Below are 18265 nucleotides of genomic sequence, written 5' to 3' on the forward strand. Positions count from 1 at the left end.
TAGATAATAATGGCAGAAACAAAGAAAAAAGTACATTTTATCATAGAAAGACAAGATGGTCCTAATTCACAACCCTATACAGAAGAGTTTGAAGTTGACTATCGCCCTGCGCTAAATGTTGTTGCATCTCTTATGGAAATTCAAAAGAACCCAGTAACAAAAGATGGCAAAAAGACAACTGCTGTTGTTTGGGAATGTAACTGTCTGGAAAAAGTTTGTGGCGCTTGCATGATGGTGATCAATGGTAAAGCTCAACAGGCTTGTGCTGCTCTAATTGATCATCTGGAGCAACCAATTCGTTTAACTGCTGCTAGAACCTTCCCTGTTGTCCGTGACCTTATGATTGACCGTTCGGTAATGTTTGAAAGTCTAAAAAAGATACACGGATGGGTAGATGTAGATGGAACCTGGGAAGTTCATAATGATGCTCCGCGTCAAAATCCAAAGACTGCAACGATTGCTTATGAAATTTCTCGTTGCATGACTTGCGGTTGCTGCATGGATGCTTGCCCAAATGTAAATCAGAGTTCTGAATTTATCGGACCTGCTCCTATGGCGCAAGCACATCTCTTTAATTTGCACCCAATTGGTGAATATCAGAAAGAAGAGCGTCTAGATGCTTTAATGGAAAAGGGCGGATTAGCAAGCTGCGGTAATAGCCAAAATTGCGTACAAGCATGCCCTAAAGAAATTAAGTTGACTGAGTATATTGCGAAATTAAATCGTGACACGAATAAACAAGCACTTAGAAACTTGTTTAATAAGTAAGCCAGTATAGACGTCATAGGAAGATCTCATATTTCTACAAAGTAATTAATTTACCCTTAAGATATTTGCAGATCTTTTAAAAATGTTATTGACATAATAAACTAATTATGTTATTATAGTATTTGTGAGTTGGCTGTAGCCGAGGAAATTGCTCGGCTACAGTTGATTTATGAGTAAACATAAAAAAATACTTTGAAAAAAAGTGTTTGACAATTTTACTGGAATATATTATAATAGATAATGTGATTAACGGGGCGTGGCTCAGCTTGGTAGAGCACCTGGCTTGGGACCAGGGGGTCGCAGGTTCGAATCCTGCCGCTCCGACCATTAGAATTAGTATTTAATTTATCTGCGGGTGTAGCTCAATGGTAGAGCGCTAGCCTTCCAAGCTAGTTACGAGGGTTCGATTCCCTTCACCCGCTCCATTTATTTCAAAAAAATATGTGCTTGTAGCTCAGCTGGATAGAGCAACGGCCTTCTAAGCCGTGGGTCGCACGTTCGAATCGTGCCAGGCACACCATTGAATTCAATGGCTCTAGCGTTTACGTTAGGGTCTTTTCTGTGTTTATAGGCTAAGTTTCTGCAATAGAAGAAAGTTCTGCATTTCAAAAAGAACTAGGTGACAGTGATATTGCACTGAGCCAATGACTTCCATAAATCGCCTGTGTTGAATTTTAAGCAGTGTTCCATAGGAATATATCAAAGGCTTCTTTAGTGATAATTGGAGGCACAGAATACAAGGGATAATAGCCTATGAATTGCAGAAACTGCCCATAGTTCTGCTGGTGAATTTCTAAGGGTACAGTGATATTTCTATTCCTAACATGGGAGCTTGCATGCCCATAAGTGGGCATAGGTATACAGGGATAACTTTGTACTTAATACAGTTACCCCTTTTTCCACTGATTACTACTTGTGGTTACCAAATGACCAGTACTGACGGTGAGTCAAAGGTTTATATGTTATTTGGGATTCCAATCAATGTTATATCCTAATACATTAAGAATCTTTTCAACATCATAATATTTTAAGCTATCTCGGCTTAACTTATTATGCAATGCGTTGCCGCTCCAATTGAGTCGCAAAGCTAATTCTTCAATAGTCATACCTTGATTATCTAACAATGGTTTAATCCGTTCTTTAATAGTCATTGAATATTCCACCTTTACGATTTTTAAATATATAATATCACGAAAACGTGTGGTTAGTGAAGCATTTTAGAGAATTTTGTATATAACATACCTAAAACAAAGAAGTAAAGACTTTATTCGGCATTGAGACACACGAAAACGTGTGATAAGATTCAAATATAGAGACACACGAAAACGTGTGAACACATGAGAGGAGATTATTGAAATGAAAACAGCGCAAGAGAAATTCGAAGAATTAGCAATGGAGGACTTTGAATCAAACCAAGAAATTTATGAAACTGAGGTTAAGGTGCAAACAACATATGATATACTCAGGGTAGCTCTTCCAATGGAATTATGGAGTGTTCTAGCACATCTTGATGGGGTTTACGGTGATCGCCAATTTCAATGGCAACAAAAAATGTACTTAGATGGATTCAAAGCAGGTCTAGAAGCTAGATAGAAATGAGGTAGGCAATACGCCTACCTTTTCTTTATAACTATTTAAGTTAAAAATATCAAAATTTGTATTGACTAAGATAAAATATTGAATTATACTGAAATTAATAACAAACAACGGAGGCACAACAATGGACACAGGGAATAAAATGAAAGACTTTGGTACTCGCTTAGCATGGCTTCGTGCAAAACGAGGTATATCTCAGGTTGAATTTGCCAAACTTATAGGAAAATCGCAAGGCAGTGTTGCCTATTACGAAAAAGGTGCAGGCAAAGTAATGCCCGATGATACAACTTTAGCTAAAATGGCTGCTGCACTGGAAACTAAGGTTGGATCGTTAATGGGAGTCAATGACTTTATTATTGATCGCTTTGACGATGTTGTTGCACAATGGTTAATGAATCCTGAATCAACATCGTACGTCAAGGAAGCCTTTGTGAAATGGGCTACCGACAAGGCCAAATAATAAGGTGTATTCAAGGATTGCCTTTGTTTCCTTGTATCCTTCGTAAGTTAAAATTATCAATGAAAGGAGGTTAGTTCATGGCAGAGACAGCGTTCTATACACCTTTAGAAACTGCGGCATACCTTGGCGTTCCAGTGTCACAGGTGTATGCATTAGTTAAGACCAAGGGATTTCCCGTTAAACGAATCGGGCGACATTACAGAATCAATATTAAATCTCTTCAACAGTGGTCTACAGATTTTAGTGAGGGCATTTGAAGACTTATTTATTATACCTAGTTTAAGTTAAAATTATCAATATATTAAACAAATTATTAATAAGAGGGTGGGCAAATATGAAAAAAGAAATAGAGAAAATTACAGATGAAACAATGATTCGCATTATCTTAAAAGGAATCAATAAGGATGGACAGGACGGCCAAGACATGTCTAATCCTCAGACTTCATTCATAAAATCAGAGCCTATATCTAATAGCTCTTGCATAGCAATTTATCAAGCCAACGTTAATAATGCCTATGCGTATGATAATGAAGAACTCCCAGATTTCAGTAAGTATACCTATAATGTTTTTGTGTTTGACGATTCTGTATTAACGATACATAAGAACTGCACAGAGGTAGAGGCAAGGGCGGTCTATAAGGAATGTGGTGTTAAGTTTTGGTTAGATAGGTAATAAGGGTATAATGCCTATTTGAGTCTAAGGTTTCTTTGTTATGCCATTGCTAAGCTAAAATTATTAATGGATGAAAGGAAGATGAAATGAGAATAGATTCGGATATCAATGAGGAGTTATTGTATAGTGTGAAGGGAAAACTTAGAAATACATTGATTTATCTATATAATCTAGCTAGGGGTAGCAAAGATGGCTACTTTCATTTAGACATAGAGCAGTGTGTTAGAGACTTAGGTGTATCTGAGAGTACTATATATCGTCATTTGAACAAATTCAAGGAACTCAATATTGTCTTTCGAGTTTACAATGGCACACGGAATCCTAATGAGTTAGCTTTAGAATTATTAAAGGATGCAGGGAAAACAATTAAGGGCATAGGCAGTCTTTACTATTTTCCTGTGGGCTCTATAGACTCACAACTTAAGAAAGACATTGCTATTTTGAAGTATTGCTTTGGTTGGCAAGGGGTCAAGTCAAAGCATTATCAATGGTGGTGTGATGCTGAGAACCTCATTTATGATGATAATAGCAATGGATTTTCTAAGGTTACAAAAGACCGCTTAGCACAATTTTTTCAATATGTGGTACATGGGAGATTTGAATGGAATCATGATAGGTATGATTGCTATATGGAGAGGTTTGAGAAACTAAGGACTTGTTAACATAATAAAAATGACACTCTATTATATATATTCTATGAGTTTACTATGGGATGAATATAGCATGACACAAAGTACTGACTATATGAGCTATCATAGCTATTCATATGGTATCTATGGTTACCTGTGGAAAGATTTATCACAGTATTTCATAGTGTCATATGGTAACTATGATGCTTTAGGGTATCTTAGGATAGTTATGCTAAACATAATCCTATATCCTCGCTATGCTTCGGTATAGGAACACGATTGGCATAGGATAAAGATTACGATATAGCATACAAATAATGAATACTATTATGTATGTTAATCGTTTGGCTGTAATTGTATGTAAAACCCTTATCGCCTCAGCGAGCGAAAGCAACGTTCCTTGTTTTGATCTTTATCTCAGTGCTATACATAACTATCTAAGGCTAACATTGAATACCTCACCAATGACTATCTTAGAACCTATGTATAACACTGTACCCTTACTAATACATGAAGGATGCATAGACAACTTAACCAACATTGGAAGCCGTGAAAAGCACTTACACGGAATTACAATGTATACTAAGACAACTATGTCAATCTTCGAAGCTCTAAAATCCATAGCAGTACAAAGTCAATTTTATGGAATTTACATGGCATGAACCCTTGATTTACATAGCTTCAATTATTACTAAAGTACGTCATTGGATACTTAGTATTCAAAGCTGCATAGATTCAATACAGCGCAAATATGAAGCTAGGATTACAGGCAGATTTATCGGGCTTAATTTTAAGCTGGTTCGTAGCTGACCTTAGAATCAAGGACACCTAGAGGCGTTACGAGATTCAGCGTATACCAAAGTGACCAGTACTGAGCTTAATTTTCAGATTAGTGCATTGAACCTGCTCGACATTGAATGTCTACCCTTAGTCCCCTGTTACAAGGTGTGACATTGCCATCATAGCTAAACTAATACCGTCCCTTGCAGTACAAGGACTCACGATGTTTTAACATAGGTGTTACAAGTGAGTTTCTAAGGTGTTATAAAGGTGTTATAAATCACGATATATTCTTTGTAGATATAGTGAAGCTGATGAATATTCTTTGTTGCTATATAACAGTGAATACTAGGAATTGCCTGGATGCTGTGGTTATCGGTGTGGCATTGGAAGCTATGAATATAATACTGTTTTAAAGAATGTATACCATCGTAGAGTTATGGGCAACAAATAATTATTATTGATTAACATTGTATCATATCATATTTACAACAGTGGTGCAATGTTTTAATGACAAAAAGCTATACCAAAGGACACAAAAGAAACCATAGAGCTAACATTAGATAGCCAGTGTTGATGTTCACTAGCACCAATGATTGCCTATGGTTTCAAAGTTGTCCAATTTAGATATATAACTACTGTACGGTAACAGTAACTATTTTACTATTCTTCATAACTTCAGCGAGTGTTTCATTTGTAACTTGTAAATCAGTGTCACTTTCCACAGCTACCTGAAATTTTGTGCCAGTAGGAATGTTTTGATTTGAACCACGTAAAAAACCAGAAAAAACTCCAAAAGCTATCACTCCTAGTACCATATTAGCACCGCCACCACTTTTTTGAGCATCTAAGGTAAGAGGCACTTCTATTCCGTTAAGAGTTTTAATACTTTTGGCAGCCAATTCAAGCTTTCCACCTTTACCCCAAGAACCTGCTGGGGTCGCCTTGGTGACTATTGCTTCTCCAGTAGTTCCTTTAGGAATAACTTCAACACCATTAATCACAATTGATTCTGTAGTCTTAAATAGCACTATGTCATTTACTTTGTTTTTACCTGAATTAATAGGAGTTATGATTTCTGTTTTCAAAAGCGTTCCTTTGGGAATGTAAACATCACCTGGTATTAGATTAGATACTTGTGGAGCATTGGCAAAACCGACCAAATTACAGCTAAAAACCATTAGTACAGCAATTACTAGAATTTTAGGAACTTTCATTTCGCAAAAACCTCCAAATTTTTCTATATTAGAACGATAATACCAATTCAATTTAATAATAGGTAATTCCTTTAAAAAATAGAGGTAAAATAATAATTATTTATTATTAGAAGAATAAAGCTACGCTAGGCAACTTTGAAAATCACTGGAAAGCCAGAAAATCCAAATTGACACCTTATGAAGCATTGATTTTCCTTGTGTCAATTATTACTAGAATAAGCTTTGATACTAACTATAGGTCAGGGCTTAAAATTCAACACAGGACAAATATGGAAGTCAAAAGATGTAAACATTGTTTATTACCTGCTTGATAGGTAATGATGTATTTCACAAGTGGCAGCTCAATTTTGTGCCACCAATTATTTATAAGTCGCTCCGCAAAAATCCCGAGCCACTTTCAAGATATTTTCTATAGATTTTCATGATGTAAACGTGAACCTACAACGCATTGGGTGACACCGTAACTTATGGGGTCATAGATTCCCAGACCCAAAATATGCACTGTGAAGCCTTAGTATTGCTGGGGTTTGTCTAAGGAATGCCATTTTTTGCACTGTAGTTGAGGGATATTTTAAGTTTAACAAGCGGATATTCATTGATTTTATGGTGTAATCTTTGAAACCTGCGAGACAAGGAGATACATGGGATACAAAGGTGTCTTGGTTATCAAAATTCAACTTTTTGCCACTGTTAGTAAGGAAAACTTTAAGACATTTCTAGTCTTAGCTTAAATGCTAAGGCTATTTTTTTTAGTATGTGTACTATCAAATGATTGTTGAAGGAGGTGGGATAAAATGAAACCAGTGCTATCCAAATTAAAACTAAAAAGGCTCTTGATGTGCAAAACACAACAAGAGGTAGCAGACAACATTTCTATCAGTAGATCATACCTAGCTGCTATTGAGAACAACAGGGAAAGAATGACTGGAGAATTATTGAAGAAGTTCACATCATACTACAATTGCCAATCTACAGAGCTAATTTAAGGCAGTCTTATGGACTGTCTATTTTTTTGGTCTGTACACTATCAAATGTTTGTTGAGGATTAACTCAAGGAAAGGATGGATGAACAATGAACGAAGCTACAGAAAAGATTTACCAAGACCTCATATCAGAATGCATGTGCATGGAAATCGTACTCGAAGGAAGCAGGGAATATGAGCTTGCAGAGAAATATCGAGAAAAAGGGCAGGAACTCATTGAGGAATTTGAATATCTGAAGACTCTAGAAGGCTGGCAAAGATACCTAGAACATCAAAGGGAGGCTGGCAAAGACAGTCAATGATAGAGACTCAGTATATTACTAGGAGGTCGATGCTTATATGGAAGAAACTGAGTTTGATGATGAGGAAGTTACCGATTCAATGGAAGAATCTTTAGATGAGCTCAGGGAACTGGAATCTGAGGAAATCACTGCAAACGATGATTACAATCTCGATGATCAAGAAAACCTTAGTTCCGAAGTCATTCTGACTCCTAAGAAGACCAGAAGGAAGAAACTTGTAATACCTTTATCGGCAACACCCTTAGAGGTATTCATGTTAACCTATGATTTCACGATTGCTGAAGTTGCATCAGTTACAAAGTTATCTCAAGATACTTTGCTTGATATCATCCGTGGCGATATGCCCACAGAATACCAAAAGCAAAGAGTTAGGCTCACTACAGGGGTGAAACTTTGATTAAAAGAGTAAAAGCCATTATTAGCAAAGCTGAGCTAAGAAATCATATACAAGCAAAGCGGAATGCCAAGGAAGAATATGAAATGTCAAAGGAGTGTGTAACGATGGACAGCATTGAATATATGCAAGCAATAGCAAGGGTGATAAACGGAGGTGATGAATTTGCCATACAGTCATTGCGCGAACACTTTGAACGCGATGCAGCTATGGAATTCGACACAGACAGAATGATTGCAATTCAGGCTGTGCGTATAGTCCTTGAAGAACTAGGGTATAACTCTGAGCCCATTGCAGACTATGAGATGGCCGACGCTTCAGAGTATTCAAAGTTAGTTCTAGCAATTCACCGATATATGTCTAAGGCAGGAGTAAAGCACAAAGATATCCGCTATATATTTGACCAATACCGAGTAGGTGGAGAAGAATATAATACCGCAGTGGGTAGTCAATAACCAGACTGGTAAGCACTGAGACCTCCTCATAATTGAGGATATTTTTTATGCCAAAATTAACATTGAAAGGTGTGTTACGCCTGGAAGACTATGTAATTATCATTGACACCAGAGAGAAAACAACATTGATGCAAGAGTACTGTGATACTATAGGTATCCCTTGGAAGAAAAAGAAGCTCAACTATGGTGACTATGGACTTGAGTGTAACGGTGAAATCATGAAGTTCACAGTAGAAAAGAAGTATGGACACGATGAACTGGCAACGAATTTCCTCCCTAAGAATATTGAACGATTCAAACGAGAATTTGAACGCAGTGCAGGGAATATGGCAGTAGTAACCATAGGGAATCGTGAAGACATTGCAGGACGTAATTATTCCCATGGACTGGCACCGAAGTTCTACCTTGCAAAGCTTAAGCAATTCGAGAAATCCTACGGTACAGAGTTTTACTTTGTTACTGAGCATACCGCGAATTTCATAGTGTCGTTGCTGTTCGAGGGCAACAAGGCAAATCAATAAATAACATGAGTAGGGCGAAGGTAAAATACTTCGCTCTTTTCTTATGTACAAATAAGGGGGGTATAGATAAATGGAAAATATGAACAATGTAATAAGTACTAGAATTGTCGTAGATGTTAAACAGGCACTTGCAGAAATTCAACAATTGAAGACTGCGCTCAATGGTATAAGGAATCAAAGCGAAGCCTCTGGAAGCTCTAAACTTAGTCAAGGGTATGTCCAACAAATTAATCAAATGACTCTTGCTGCTCAGAGGCTACATCAGCAATGGCAAACTACGGGCAGCACAACAGCACTCTCCCAGTATCAAGCACTCATTCCCAAGATACAGACATTGAATGCACAATATCAGAATTTTAATAGGTCTCTTGGACTCGCAGGTAATTCATTGTCTAGCTTTGGGCAAAGCTTAAAGAGCCACTTAGGATTCATAGGCACTAGCCTTGCCATTGGTGGAGTCATTGGAGCAGTGCACGCATTGACATCTTTGGAAACAGAGTTTCATAATCTAGCAACGGTTATCCCTAGCATGCACGAGAACACTACGAACTTTAATGGAGTCATGGAAGATAGTTTTCACCTTGCTGAGAGATACGGTCAAAAGATCGAGGAAGTCACAGAGAGTCTTCGACTCATGGGGCGTGGTTATAAAGATTTATCCACTGTGGAAAAGCTAAGTGAGATATCGATGAAACTTGCAGTGGCAGACAATTTCTCTGCGGAACAAGCCACGAGAGCCATTGAAAGTACAGTAGCAGCCTATGGTAAGCAAGCAAATGCCATTCAATTCGCTGAACATGTCATGGACTCAATGACTGCCGTGTCTCACACTGGTATGATTAGTGCCAATGATTTATCCGCAGCATTACAAAGAAGTGCCAGTGCTGCTCATACTGTAGGCGTGTCATACGAGGAACTTACAGCAATGATTGGCAGTATCTCAAGATCTACAGCACTCAGCGGAAGTACAATAGGGATGGGTATAAAGTCAATCCTTAACTCAATCCACTCTGACAAAGCCATTGGAGAGCTTGATAAAATGGGTGTTGCAGTATACCAAATAGGCACCAATGGAGAAAAAGAATTCCGCAAGATATCTGATGTACTCCTAGACGTTTCCTTAAAATCGAAGGTAGCAGGGAAGGACGTAGAAACAGCGTTCCGAAGTTTGGCAGGAGGCAAGTTCCAGGTTTCGAAGCTCTCTGCCCTATTGGGAGATCCTCAAGAATACATTAGGCTCATGGGCGTTGCAGTGAATTCTGCTGGCTTCACAAATAAACAATTAGAAATCCAATTAAACACCATCTCAAGGAAATTTACTACATTAAAAACTCAGTTCGAAGAACTCATCGTAATCGGTGGGCAAAACAGTGGTCTTACTTCAGGCATCAAGGATTTACTCGATGTAATAAACCAAGTCATTAAGGGATTCAATAACCTTGATCCTAGTATCTCAGCGATTACAGGCAGTACCACAAAGTGGCTCATTGGTCTTATGGCTTTGAAGTCTTCTGTAGGATTCTTAGTCAATACCTATACAATACTGAGGACTACAATCGTTTCAGCCACAACAGCACAGACAGCATTGAACGTTGCCACCGCTGCTAATCCGTGGGGTGCATTTGCTAGAGTAGTACTCATTGCTGCCTCTGCATTATCGACGTATGCCTTTTTTAGTGGTTCGGCATTGGAAGCCCAGGATAAGCTAAGTCAAGCTCAGGAAGATGCAATAACGCAGAAGCAATCACAGATTTCTCAGATTGGGCAGCAAGTGCAATTCATGAGCACACTAGGAAAAACATATGCGCAGTTGCAAGACCAGTTAGTGGAATATGCCGATGACGAAGCCAAGGTCACTGAGATAAAAAAGACAATGAAAACAGTCGTAGAACAGCTTACTGCCATTATTGGTAAAGAAGCAACAGACAGAGTCCTTGCATCCGATGATATTCAAGCTGCTCTTAAGGAAGAAATGAAGATTCACGGTAATAAAACCACAGCTATCCAAACTGAGCTGGATAATCTTAGTGCTGCACAGAAAGCCAATGCACAAAATACGATTGACATGTCAAATGCTCGCATTGAGGCTATGACCAACGAAGCCAATGAATCTATAAAATGCATAAACGCTATTGGAGAAGCATTGGGTGGACTTAGTAAAATGAAGTACCAGTATTACCAAGGCAAGGCAGACCTTATGAATAGTACTGCTGAAATGCTACAATCCGCAGAAGCCGAGGATTTACCTTGGTATGCACAGTTAGGTTACCAGCAAATGGCACAGGATACAGGGATATACAGCAGTGATCAAGCCAAGGAAGAGGCACAAGCTGCCCAAGCTCAAGCCGATGCAATACGCCAGGAAGCCATAGATAAAGAGAACGCCAGGAAAGCCAAGGCACAAGGCGTAATAGTCCCAGAGTTAACAAAGGGCATAGATACTGGGAGATCTACAGGCACCGTGGATACCGATGAAGGAACCAAGAAAAAAGGGAAAGGCATTGCATCACCTAAAATGCCAGACAGTTCCAATGAGGTATTTAGGCTTGAAGTAGGCAGGGAAGTCGCAGCAATGTTTAGTGAACAAAAAGTTGCAGGGGATAGGTATGAGCAAACCCTAGACTTCTTAAATACACAGTCGTCCATTCTTGGTAAAACTGAAGAACGTAACAATGCTATATTAAAGCTTAAAAATGAGAGAACCCTAGACCTCTTAGCGACAAGTATGGAATATACTGACCAAGCCAATGAGTATCAAAGAACCATTGATATCACCATAGCTGGAAACTCTGAACTCCAAGAACAACTTAAAAATCTAGGTGTGTTGTGGAGCTCTTTGACCAAAGAAGAGCAGAAGGAGTTTCTTGCTAAAAACAAGGGTTATGTGGAGGATGAGAAAAATATAAGTAAACTCATGGGACTCGTTGACAAGCTGAGAGAACATGCAGCCTCTGCCAGTAAAGAAGCGTCGAAGCTGGGTACTTCGGTAATCACTGATACCAAGGCGAATAAAGCAGATGCTTATAGTAAGTCTATGGCTAATGTAGAAAGTGATTCTACTCTTGCCATTGCAGAGCTTGGATACAATCCCGATATACTCGCCAAGAAACAGGAAGAACTTCGTGCAGTCACAGAAAAACTATATCTTGCAAAGCTGAGACTCAAGGAATTAGAAGATGAGCCTTCTACCACAGTAGAAGATCTACAAAAGCAGAAGATTGCCGTACAAGAATTGACTAACGAAGTTTCAAAAGCCATGAATGTAGACAAAGATAAAATAGTCAATAGCTTTGTGGATGTGTTGGATTCCTTACTGCTTGAAGGCGAGAAATTCAACAACATATGGAAAAAGTTATGGCGTAGTCTTGCCGTTGATGCACTGAGAGATATTGCGACTCATGGAAAGTCTCAGCCTACTAGCCTACTAGGGCAGCTATTGAATGCACAAAAGAGTATTACACAAGCCCCCAGTGCTGGCAGCGGTTCCAATGTCAGAACCAACACTTCCTCAGCCTTATTCCCTAGCAACAAAGACTGGCTAGGAATGGCAGCATCAGTCTATGGCACCAGTGCTACTCAGAAAACTTCCACAGACAACACAGATAAGCCTAAGACCACAGACTACTTGGGGCTTATAGGGCAATTCTCTAAGCTATTCAAGTTTGCCGATGGTGGCGTAGTATCCAAGCCAACCAATGCACTCATTGGTGAAACTGGGGAAAAGGAAGCAGTGATTAACCTTGGAAAACTCCAAAGAGGTGACAAGAGACAAAAGGGACTCCTTGCATATGCTAATCAGCACCAAGGAACCCATGTAACTGCCAACGTTTCTCAGAGAACCATGGATACAGCGCAGCAGATATCACAAAATGCAGCGGTGAGCAGGGAGCACGTCACGGAACTACAAAAGTCCAACGTACTCATGCAGAAACAGTTGCAAGTCATGACATACATGGCAAACCAGAGTGGCAACAGCAAAGGTACTGTGACGCAGCCAATTATTATGCCACAGGCACAGTCCGATGAAGCCTTGTTTGCTCAGATGCAACGAATGAAAGCCAATGGATATACGTAGAAAAGAGAGCCTTACTTGGCTCTCTTTAGTATTTCTAAGATAAACGAAGGAGGCAACGATAAATGAAGATCATTGATAGAAACTCTGTGACATACGAAGTTACACCACCAATAGTAAAGGATAGTATGGCAATTACACAGTTACTTCCTAAAGTTATTGATATGCTAGCGGTAACCCAGCAATTAGAGGATAAAGGGATTTCCTATGGCAGCCGTACTTATACATTAGATGAACAATATTCAGCATTGGTCGAGATGCTAAGTATAGTTACCAAAGGTAGCAATGTTGAAGCCTTTGACATAAGCATGGCAAGAAAGGTTATATTGCACGTTCTAGGTCTGGATAAGCCACCTATGCCACCATTGCCTATCCTTGCATCCCTGGATAGAGCAGGTGCATTAGATAAGATTATAAAGGCAAACAAAGGAGACGTGGCAACTATGGAAAAAGAGATTACTACAGGGACACCTATTATCGATAGGAACGGAGATTCACATATTGCATATAGTTACCTTATTAAAGACTTTCAAGTCGCAATGGAGCTCTTGGAAAAAGTCAATGTCTTTAATATGCTGGAGAACCATGATAAAGAATCCTATGAGGCTATGATAAAAATCGTGTACTTAGCATTGAACAAACGTTATACAGAGAAAAAGCTATTGAAGTTCGTTGATGCAGAGTTTATTCAGAAGGCTATTAGGTGCTACTATGGTTTGCCACAGGTATCATAAATCGTCTGTGTCGAATATGAAGAGGCTTTGAATACTAAGTGTTCACTGGGTAAATTGAGTAATCATTGGAGCCTTGTACATCAAGGGTTTTACTATATAAACTGCATAAGACTGAAGAGTACTAGTGTAAAATCTAGTGCTCTTTTCTTTGTCTTGAAAGGATGATCGATGAAAAACGTTGTTTGTCCCAAGTGTGGGTATAGCCAGACTTTCCCCGAAGCAGTCCTAGAAGATTATTTCAAATACAAATGCAAAGTTATTTATTGTGGTCAATGTTACTGCAATGGTGAACAGAATATTATATGTGAAATACAGGAGGCAAAGTGAATGATTAAAATTGTATTCGTAGGAGATACAGAGCGTAAGATATACATTGGGAAAAAAGAAGTCTATGACTCTTGGCATCCACCGACAATCAATGAATTATCACAGATTCTTAGAGCCTATGAAATCACTGAAGGCTTTGGCAATCTATACCACTACATTGTAAACGGAGGCGTATATCAAGGGAACCTTAAAGTAACTGCGAGTTACGAAGGTGGTAATTATTAAGATAGTATTGAACTACGGGTGTATATTTTAAAAAAAGTATAATATTTATAGTATATGGGTAAATATCAAATACAGGCAATTAAGTTATGGTTTGCATAATAATGCTTGTATATATGAAAGGAAATGATATAATATGGATAACAAAGAGGATAAGAGATCTACAACAGAAAAAGGAGGTGCCACGATGGCAGTTTCAATTTGTAACTTTCCAATAATTCGTGGAGATGCAGCAAAGAAGCTAAGAGATGAATTTATAAATCCAACCCCAGACCAGAAAAGAAATCATGAAGACACGTATATGAGAGCTCTTCGACTACGCAGGGCTAATGCATTAAAAACTAATAAATGAATACACAGAATACATATCAAATTTGTGATATTACAGACGTTGGACAATCTCTTATCCAAATATTTGATTGTAATAGTCCTAAGTCTACTATGACGGATTTCTTTATAGATACGAACTATGCATATAAGCACCACAAAAAAGGCGAAGCCATTACAAAGGTTCTAGTTGACACAGAAAAAGACTGTATAGTAGGTTATTTTACATTGAAGTGTTCTAGCTTACAATGGGAATACGAAGATGAATTTACCAATAAAGAAGTTAAAGATGCTCTTCCAGCTATTGAAATTTCCCGTTTTGCCATAGATAAAAATTATCAAGGAAAGAAATGTCCTATTGTAGGTTACGAAGAATTAAATTTTTCCGATTATTTATTTGATAACATAATGGATTTTATTATAATAATTCGTGAAACGTTCGCAGGTATATCGGGAATTATTTTGTATTCTGTAGATGATGCTAAAGCTTTATCTTTCTATAAACGTCAAGGTTTCAATGAAATTTGTGGTTCATATTCAGTGTATGAGCCAACTGATACCATTGATTGTATTCCAATGTATAAGTTTGTTATTACTCCTGATAATTTAGAACAATCAAAAGACTTTTCCTTTTAGTGAGGAGAAGTTTATTTTATGTTATAGTAGAATCTAAGCTTTATAAAATAGCACTGGTTTATCATAGATTTTTTTCTATGGTAGGCTGGTGCTTATTTTTGTTTCTAGGGATTCCCAAACTAACAAAGTACCTATTAGTAATTCCTATTCTTAATTTGATCAAGTATCCATTTATCGAGTTTATCTTTGTGTATTTTCCAGCGTCCACCTACTTTGAATGCAGGAAACCCTTTGGATTTTGCAAGAGAATACATAGTAGATTCATTTGACTTTAAGTACTCCGCAGCTTCTTTCATGGTAAATACTGGACTTTCAAATGGCATAATCTTAGCCTCCATTAATAGCATTGTTTTATAGTCTTATTCTTTAGTTCCCATTCGATCAATTCTTCTAGTTCAAATTTATGTATTTTCCATGAGCGCCCAATCTTTAACGCAGGGATATCATTAGAAGCAATTAGCCTATATATGGTTTCTTTGGAGAATCTAAGATACTCTGCTGTTTCTTTTACGGTCATGAGAGGACTTTGTTTAGTCTCCATGTTGTTCCCTCCCTCTTAGTGGGGCTCGAAGTTCCGCCAAAAATTCTGGATTTTCTTTTACCCATTCATCAAGTTTTTCTTTATGGATTCTCCAGTGACTACCAAATTGAATCGCAGGGAACTTGATACCTCCAACTGCCCATGCAGCTCTAGATAATGGTATATTCAAATATTCCGCAGTTTCTTTGACATTAAGAAATGGACTTTTGATTGGCATAAAGATTACCTCACTTATTCTATGAGTTGTCATATCATTGTCATATATTTACTTTATAATAAATACAAAGAAAGAAGGTGCGAATCATGCTACATACTATTGCAACTATAGCCGTCTTTGTATTTGCTTTAGGATTGTTAGATTTTCGATATTAAATGGATAGTCAAGCCAATGTTAATTATAAAAGATTCTTTGAAATGCAATTCTATTTATAGAAAGAAACTCCGTCATATTCACAAGTCTTGACTATTGACACCGATAAAACACTGTAGTAAAATAAGGATATAGAACGGTGTCAAAACTTATAGTCAAAACGATGTGGAGGTTTTTGATATGATATATGGATATGCGAGGGTATCAACAGTTCATCAAGCGAACAATGGTAATTCATTAGAAGGACAGGTCGAACAATTACAACGTGAGAACTGTGAAGTTATCATTCAAGAACAATACACTGGCAAGACTACAGACAGACCTAAGTTTTCGGAGCTAGTCAACAAACTACAGACAGGTGACAAGTTGGTCGTTACTAAGCTAGATCGCTTTGCTAGAAACGTCACTGAAGGTATAGAGGTTGTACGTCAATTGTTTAGCAAAGGTGTTAAGGTTCATGTGTTAAACGTTGGTTTACTCGAAGACACTGCAATGGGTAACTTCTTTTTAACGACATTGTTAGCAGTTGCAGAGCTTGAGAGAAGTATGATCGCTGAGCGCACACAGGCAGGCAAAGAAATTGCTAAGACTAAAGCAGGGTTCAGAGACGGTAGACCTCCCAAGTATACAGAGTACCAACTTCAGAACGCTATGAAGTTATTAGAAGATCACTCATATACGCAGGTGGAGAAGTTAACTGGTATTAGTAAATCTACACTCATACGTGAGAAGAGACAACAAAAAGCATAAGCATATCATAGATAAACGTAGAGTACTAAAGGTTAGCAAAGGCTAATACTGTAGTACTCTTTTATTATGTAATAGCTATGCCTTGCCTCGTATACTATGGCATGTACACTGTTTAGGCTATGCAACATCTATGATATGCACTGTTCTACTTGGTGTCCTCTGCTCTCATAGGTGTACTGTGTGCTCGATGTATAGTATATATGTACACTGTGATGGGGTACGGTGATATTTCACCGCCAAAGTGCCCTTTTATATAAGGTACGGGGCGCGGTATTACCTCAGCCTACTGTGAACGCCAAAATATCACTGGAATCCTATGCCACACATAGACCCCCCTGGGTGATTTTTCGATATGCCTTTTACATTGGAGGTATTCTATATTTGGGGGTAGGCATTGCTATAACGCTTTTCTATGTATCTTAGTACTTTGGCTTCATCGAATCTCCAAGAGTTCTTTATTTTAATTGCAGGGATCTTGCCATTTCTTGCAAGTCTAGTGATGCAACTTGGAGTAAGGGATAAAAGGTCGGCAATGCGTTGTGCATTTACATAAATTGGTTGCTTTCTAGTTTGCGTAGTCATCATTCTCCTCCTATGTATGATGTGATTATTAAATTCCTAAATGTTAATTCTTATGTATTGCTTTTCCTTTGGCGATTGTGTAGAAAACGACGGTCATTTATTTTATGTGTATATCCACTTGTACTATCATAATAATTACTAAAAACTTTCTCGATATACTCTATCACTTCTGATTCGTTGAATCTCCAAGCACCGCCAATCTTTAAAGCAGGGATTTGGTCTTCATTTGCTAGTTTTATGACGCTAGCTATAGAAGTTGATAAAAGGTCTGCAATGCGTCGTGCGTTGGTATAAATAAAGGTAGCTTCTTTGTAAAGATTGTCTTTTAAAACAGGTGTTTCATCCATGCTGATATAATTTGTAAAATACCGTTCCTCTAGACATTTAAGAACTTTGATTTCATCGAACCGTATTATGCTTCCAATTCTTAAGGCAGGGATTAAATGACAACCTGCGAGTCTTAGTATGCTTGCTTTTTTTATTCCAGTGATTTCTGCGATGTGTATAGCTTTTACATATTTAGGCTTTACTTCCATAATATCACTCCCTTTCATTTTCTATGATTATAAACGACGAACTCCTCGCAGCAGCTTCATAGCGAGGCTTTATTTTGATTTACATAGTAATGCATAGGTGCATATTTGAATTTTAGCCTAAGAAAATCATGATTGCAATAGTTTATACTAAATAACAATAATTATCAAAATTTATCAGAAATTATTAAAGGAGGTATGCAACGATAGGACGAGGGCAAAGTTTCGGTGATATCCTTAACAAGGGAGAGGATACATACAAAGACAATGAACGGTAATAAAGTTGCATAGCGAATTATCCATGTATAAACAAATGGCATTAACGAATGTCAATGAGTAGCCTCGTAAACGTTGCTAACGATGAAACCACAATAGAGTCTCGGCTGGTTGCGG

Annotated in this window: 24 protein-coding genes and 3 tRNA genes; 20 read left to right on the plus strand and 7 right to left on the minus strand. The window is 38.0% G+C overall.

All coding sequences use genetic code 11. From position 1 onward, the window contains the following. The first annotated feature begins 9 nt into the window (after positions 1-9). From sdhB to BMZ99_RS08235, 4 genes are all read left to right on the plus strand, one after another. On the plus strand, positions 10-768 hold the full coding sequence (gene sdhB, locus BMZ99_RS08220; RefSeq protein WP_090935167.1) for a succinate dehydrogenase iron-sulfur subunit: 759 nt from the start codon (positions 10-12) through the stop codon (positions 766-768). A gap of 250 nt (positions 769-1018) precedes the next feature. Further along, positions 1019-1095 (plus strand) — tRNA-Pro (locus BMZ99_RS08225). Positions 1096-1119: 24 nt separating this feature from the next. Then, a tRNA-Gly gene (locus BMZ99_RS08230) sits at positions 1120-1193 on the plus strand. Between the two features lie 18 nt (positions 1194-1211). Then, positions 1212-1288 (plus strand) — tRNA-Arg (locus BMZ99_RS08235). Positions 1289-1730: 442 nt separating this feature from the next. Here BMZ99_RS08235 and BMZ99_RS08240 read toward each other — a convergent pair. Then, the gene (locus BMZ99_RS08240) at positions 1731-1919 is read right to left on the minus strand and encodes a helix-turn-helix domain-containing protein (RefSeq protein ID WP_090935170.1); all 189 of its coding nucleotides are present in this window, start codon (positions 1917-1919) and stop codon (positions 1731-1733) included. A gap of 205 nt (positions 1920-2124) precedes the next feature. Here BMZ99_RS08240 and BMZ99_RS08245 point away from each other — a divergent pair, with 205 nt between their 5' ends. From BMZ99_RS08245 to BMZ99_RS08265, 5 genes are all read left to right on the plus strand, one after another. After that, entirely contained in the window at positions 2125-2361 is a 237-nt protein-coding gene (locus BMZ99_RS08245; protein ID WP_090935173.1) for a hypothetical protein, read from the plus strand. A gap of 127 nt (positions 2362-2488) precedes the next feature. Then, the gene (locus BMZ99_RS08250; protein WP_090935176.1) at positions 2489-2824 is read left to right on the plus strand and encodes a helix-turn-helix domain-containing protein; all 336 of its coding nucleotides are present in this window, start codon (positions 2489-2491) and stop codon (positions 2822-2824) included. 77 nt (positions 2825-2901) lie between these two features. Continuing rightward, positions 2902-3081, plus strand: coding sequence for a helix-turn-helix domain-containing protein (locus BMZ99_RS08255; RefSeq protein WP_090935178.1), 180 nt, complete (start codon positions 2902-2904; stop codon positions 3079-3081). A 77-nt stretch (positions 3082-3158) separates the two neighbouring features. Next, a complete protein-coding gene (locus tag BMZ99_RS08260) occupies positions 3159-3497 on the plus strand; it encodes a hypothetical protein (RefSeq protein WP_090935180.1) in 339 nt (112 codons plus the stop codon). Between the two features lie 86 nt (positions 3498-3583). Then, positions 3584-4159 carry an ArsR family transcriptional regulator gene (locus BMZ99_RS08265; RefSeq protein ID WP_090935183.1) on the plus strand — a complete coding sequence of 192 codons (576 nt, stop codon included), beginning with the start codon at positions 3584-3586 and terminating at the stop codon, positions 4157-4159. A 1382-nt stretch (positions 4160-5541) separates the two neighbouring features. Here the strand turns inward: BMZ99_RS08265 and BMZ99_RS08270 are convergent. Next, a complete protein-coding gene (locus BMZ99_RS08270; RefSeq protein ID WP_090935186.1) occupies positions 5542-6123 on the minus strand; it encodes a hypothetical protein in 582 nt (193 codons plus the stop codon). 794 nt (positions 6124-6917) lie between these two features. Here BMZ99_RS08270 and BMZ99_RS08275 point away from each other — a divergent pair. From BMZ99_RS08275 to BMZ99_RS08315, 10 genes are all read left to right on the plus strand, one after another. Next, on the plus strand, positions 6918-7109 hold the full coding sequence (locus tag BMZ99_RS08275; protein ID WP_090935191.1) for a helix-turn-helix domain-containing protein: 192 nt from the start codon (positions 6918-6920) through the stop codon (positions 7107-7109). Positions 7110-7195: 86 nt separating this feature from the next. Next, positions 7196-7408: a hypothetical protein gene (locus BMZ99_RS08280; protein ID WP_090935194.1), complete on the plus strand. Its 213-nt coding sequence runs from the start codon at positions 7196-7198 to the stop codon at positions 7406-7408. 37 nt (positions 7409-7445) lie between these two features. Next, positions 7446-7805 carry a hypothetical protein gene (locus BMZ99_RS08285; protein ID WP_090935197.1) on the plus strand — a complete coding sequence of 120 codons (360 nt, stop codon included), beginning with the start codon at positions 7446-7448 and terminating at the stop codon, positions 7803-7805. Further along, entirely contained in the window at positions 7802-8257 is a 456-nt protein-coding gene (locus tag BMZ99_RS08290; RefSeq protein WP_090935199.1) for a hypothetical protein, read from the plus strand. Before BMZ99_RS08285 ends, BMZ99_RS08290 begins: the two co-directional genes overlap by 4 nt. Before the next feature lie 62 nt (positions 8258-8319). After that, complete coding sequence (locus tag BMZ99_RS08295; protein WP_139214749.1) at positions 8320-8778, plus strand: hypothetical protein; 459 nt, start codon at positions 8320-8322, stop codon at positions 8776-8778. Positions 8779-8848: 70 nt separating this feature from the next. Beyond that, positions 8849-12853, plus strand: a complete 4005-nt coding sequence (locus tag BMZ99_RS08300; RefSeq protein WP_090935205.1) for a phage tail tape measure protein — start codon at positions 8849-8851, stop codon at positions 12851-12853. A gap of 62 nt (positions 12854-12915) precedes the next feature. After that, on the plus strand, positions 12916-13584 hold the full coding sequence (locus BMZ99_RS08305) for a hypothetical protein (RefSeq protein WP_090935208.1): 669 nt from the start codon (positions 12916-12918) through the stop codon (positions 13582-13584). 327 nt (positions 13585-13911) lie between these two features. Beyond that, the gene (locus BMZ99_RS08310) at positions 13912-14136 is read left to right on the plus strand and encodes a hypothetical protein (RefSeq protein ID WP_090935211.1); all 225 of its coding nucleotides are present in this window, start codon (positions 13912-13914) and stop codon (positions 14134-14136) included. A 184-nt stretch (positions 14137-14320) separates the two neighbouring features. Continuing rightward, a complete protein-coding gene (locus BMZ99_RS26250) occupies positions 14321-14485 on the plus strand; it encodes a hypothetical protein (RefSeq protein ID WP_175490499.1) in 165 nt (54 codons plus the stop codon). Next, on the plus strand, positions 14482-15096 hold the full coding sequence (locus BMZ99_RS08315) for a hypothetical protein (RefSeq protein ID WP_090935214.1): 615 nt from the start codon (positions 14482-14484) through the stop codon (positions 15094-15096). Before BMZ99_RS26250 ends, BMZ99_RS08315 begins: the two co-directional genes overlap by 4 nt. A gap of 134 nt (positions 15097-15230) precedes the next feature. On the opposite strand, the gene BMZ99_RS08320 is transcribed toward BMZ99_RS08315, so the two are convergent. The 3 genes from BMZ99_RS08320 to BMZ99_RS08330 are packed head-to-tail and all read right to left on the minus strand — an operon-like array spanning position 15231 to position 15854. After that, positions 15231-15419 (minus strand): helix-turn-helix domain-containing protein, encoded by a 189-nt coding sequence (locus tag BMZ99_RS08320; RefSeq protein ID WP_090935217.1) that lies wholly within the window; start codon positions 15417-15419, stop codon positions 15231-15233. 14 nt (positions 15420-15433) lie between these two features. Beyond that, complete coding sequence (locus tag BMZ99_RS08325) at positions 15434-15637, minus strand: helix-turn-helix domain-containing protein (RefSeq protein ID WP_090935220.1); 204 nt, start codon at positions 15635-15637, stop codon at positions 15434-15436. After that, positions 15627-15854 (minus strand): helix-turn-helix domain-containing protein, encoded by a 228-nt coding sequence (locus tag BMZ99_RS08330; protein ID WP_175490500.1) that lies wholly within the window; start codon positions 15852-15854, stop codon positions 15627-15629. The genes BMZ99_RS08325 and BMZ99_RS08330 overlap by 11 nt, the downstream gene beginning before the upstream one ends. 333 nt (positions 15855-16187) lie before the next feature. On the opposite strand from BMZ99_RS08330, the gene BMZ99_RS08335 reads away from it, so the two are divergent. Next, a complete protein-coding gene (locus BMZ99_RS08335; RefSeq protein ID WP_090935226.1) occupies positions 16188-16757 on the plus strand; it encodes a recombinase family protein in 570 nt (189 codons plus the stop codon). A gap of 375 nt (positions 16758-17132) precedes the next feature. Here the strand turns inward: BMZ99_RS08335 and BMZ99_RS27555 are convergent, their stop codons facing one another. Continuing rightward, on the minus strand, positions 17133-17342 hold the full coding sequence (locus BMZ99_RS27555) for a helix-turn-helix domain-containing protein (protein ID WP_090935228.1): 210 nt from the start codon (positions 17340-17342) through the stop codon (positions 17133-17135). 47 nt (positions 17343-17389) lie between these two features. Beyond that, on the minus strand, positions 17390-17875 hold the full coding sequence (locus tag BMZ99_RS08345) for a helix-turn-helix domain-containing protein (protein WP_175490501.1): 486 nt from the start codon (positions 17873-17875) through the stop codon (positions 17390-17392). Between the last annotated feature and the right edge of the window lie 390 nt (positions 17876-18265).

The organism is Pelosinus propionicus DSM 13327 (genome assembly GCF_900114615.1).
GTDB lineage: Bacteria > Bacillota > Negativicutes > DSM-13327 > DSM-13327 > Pelosinus > Pelosinus propionicus.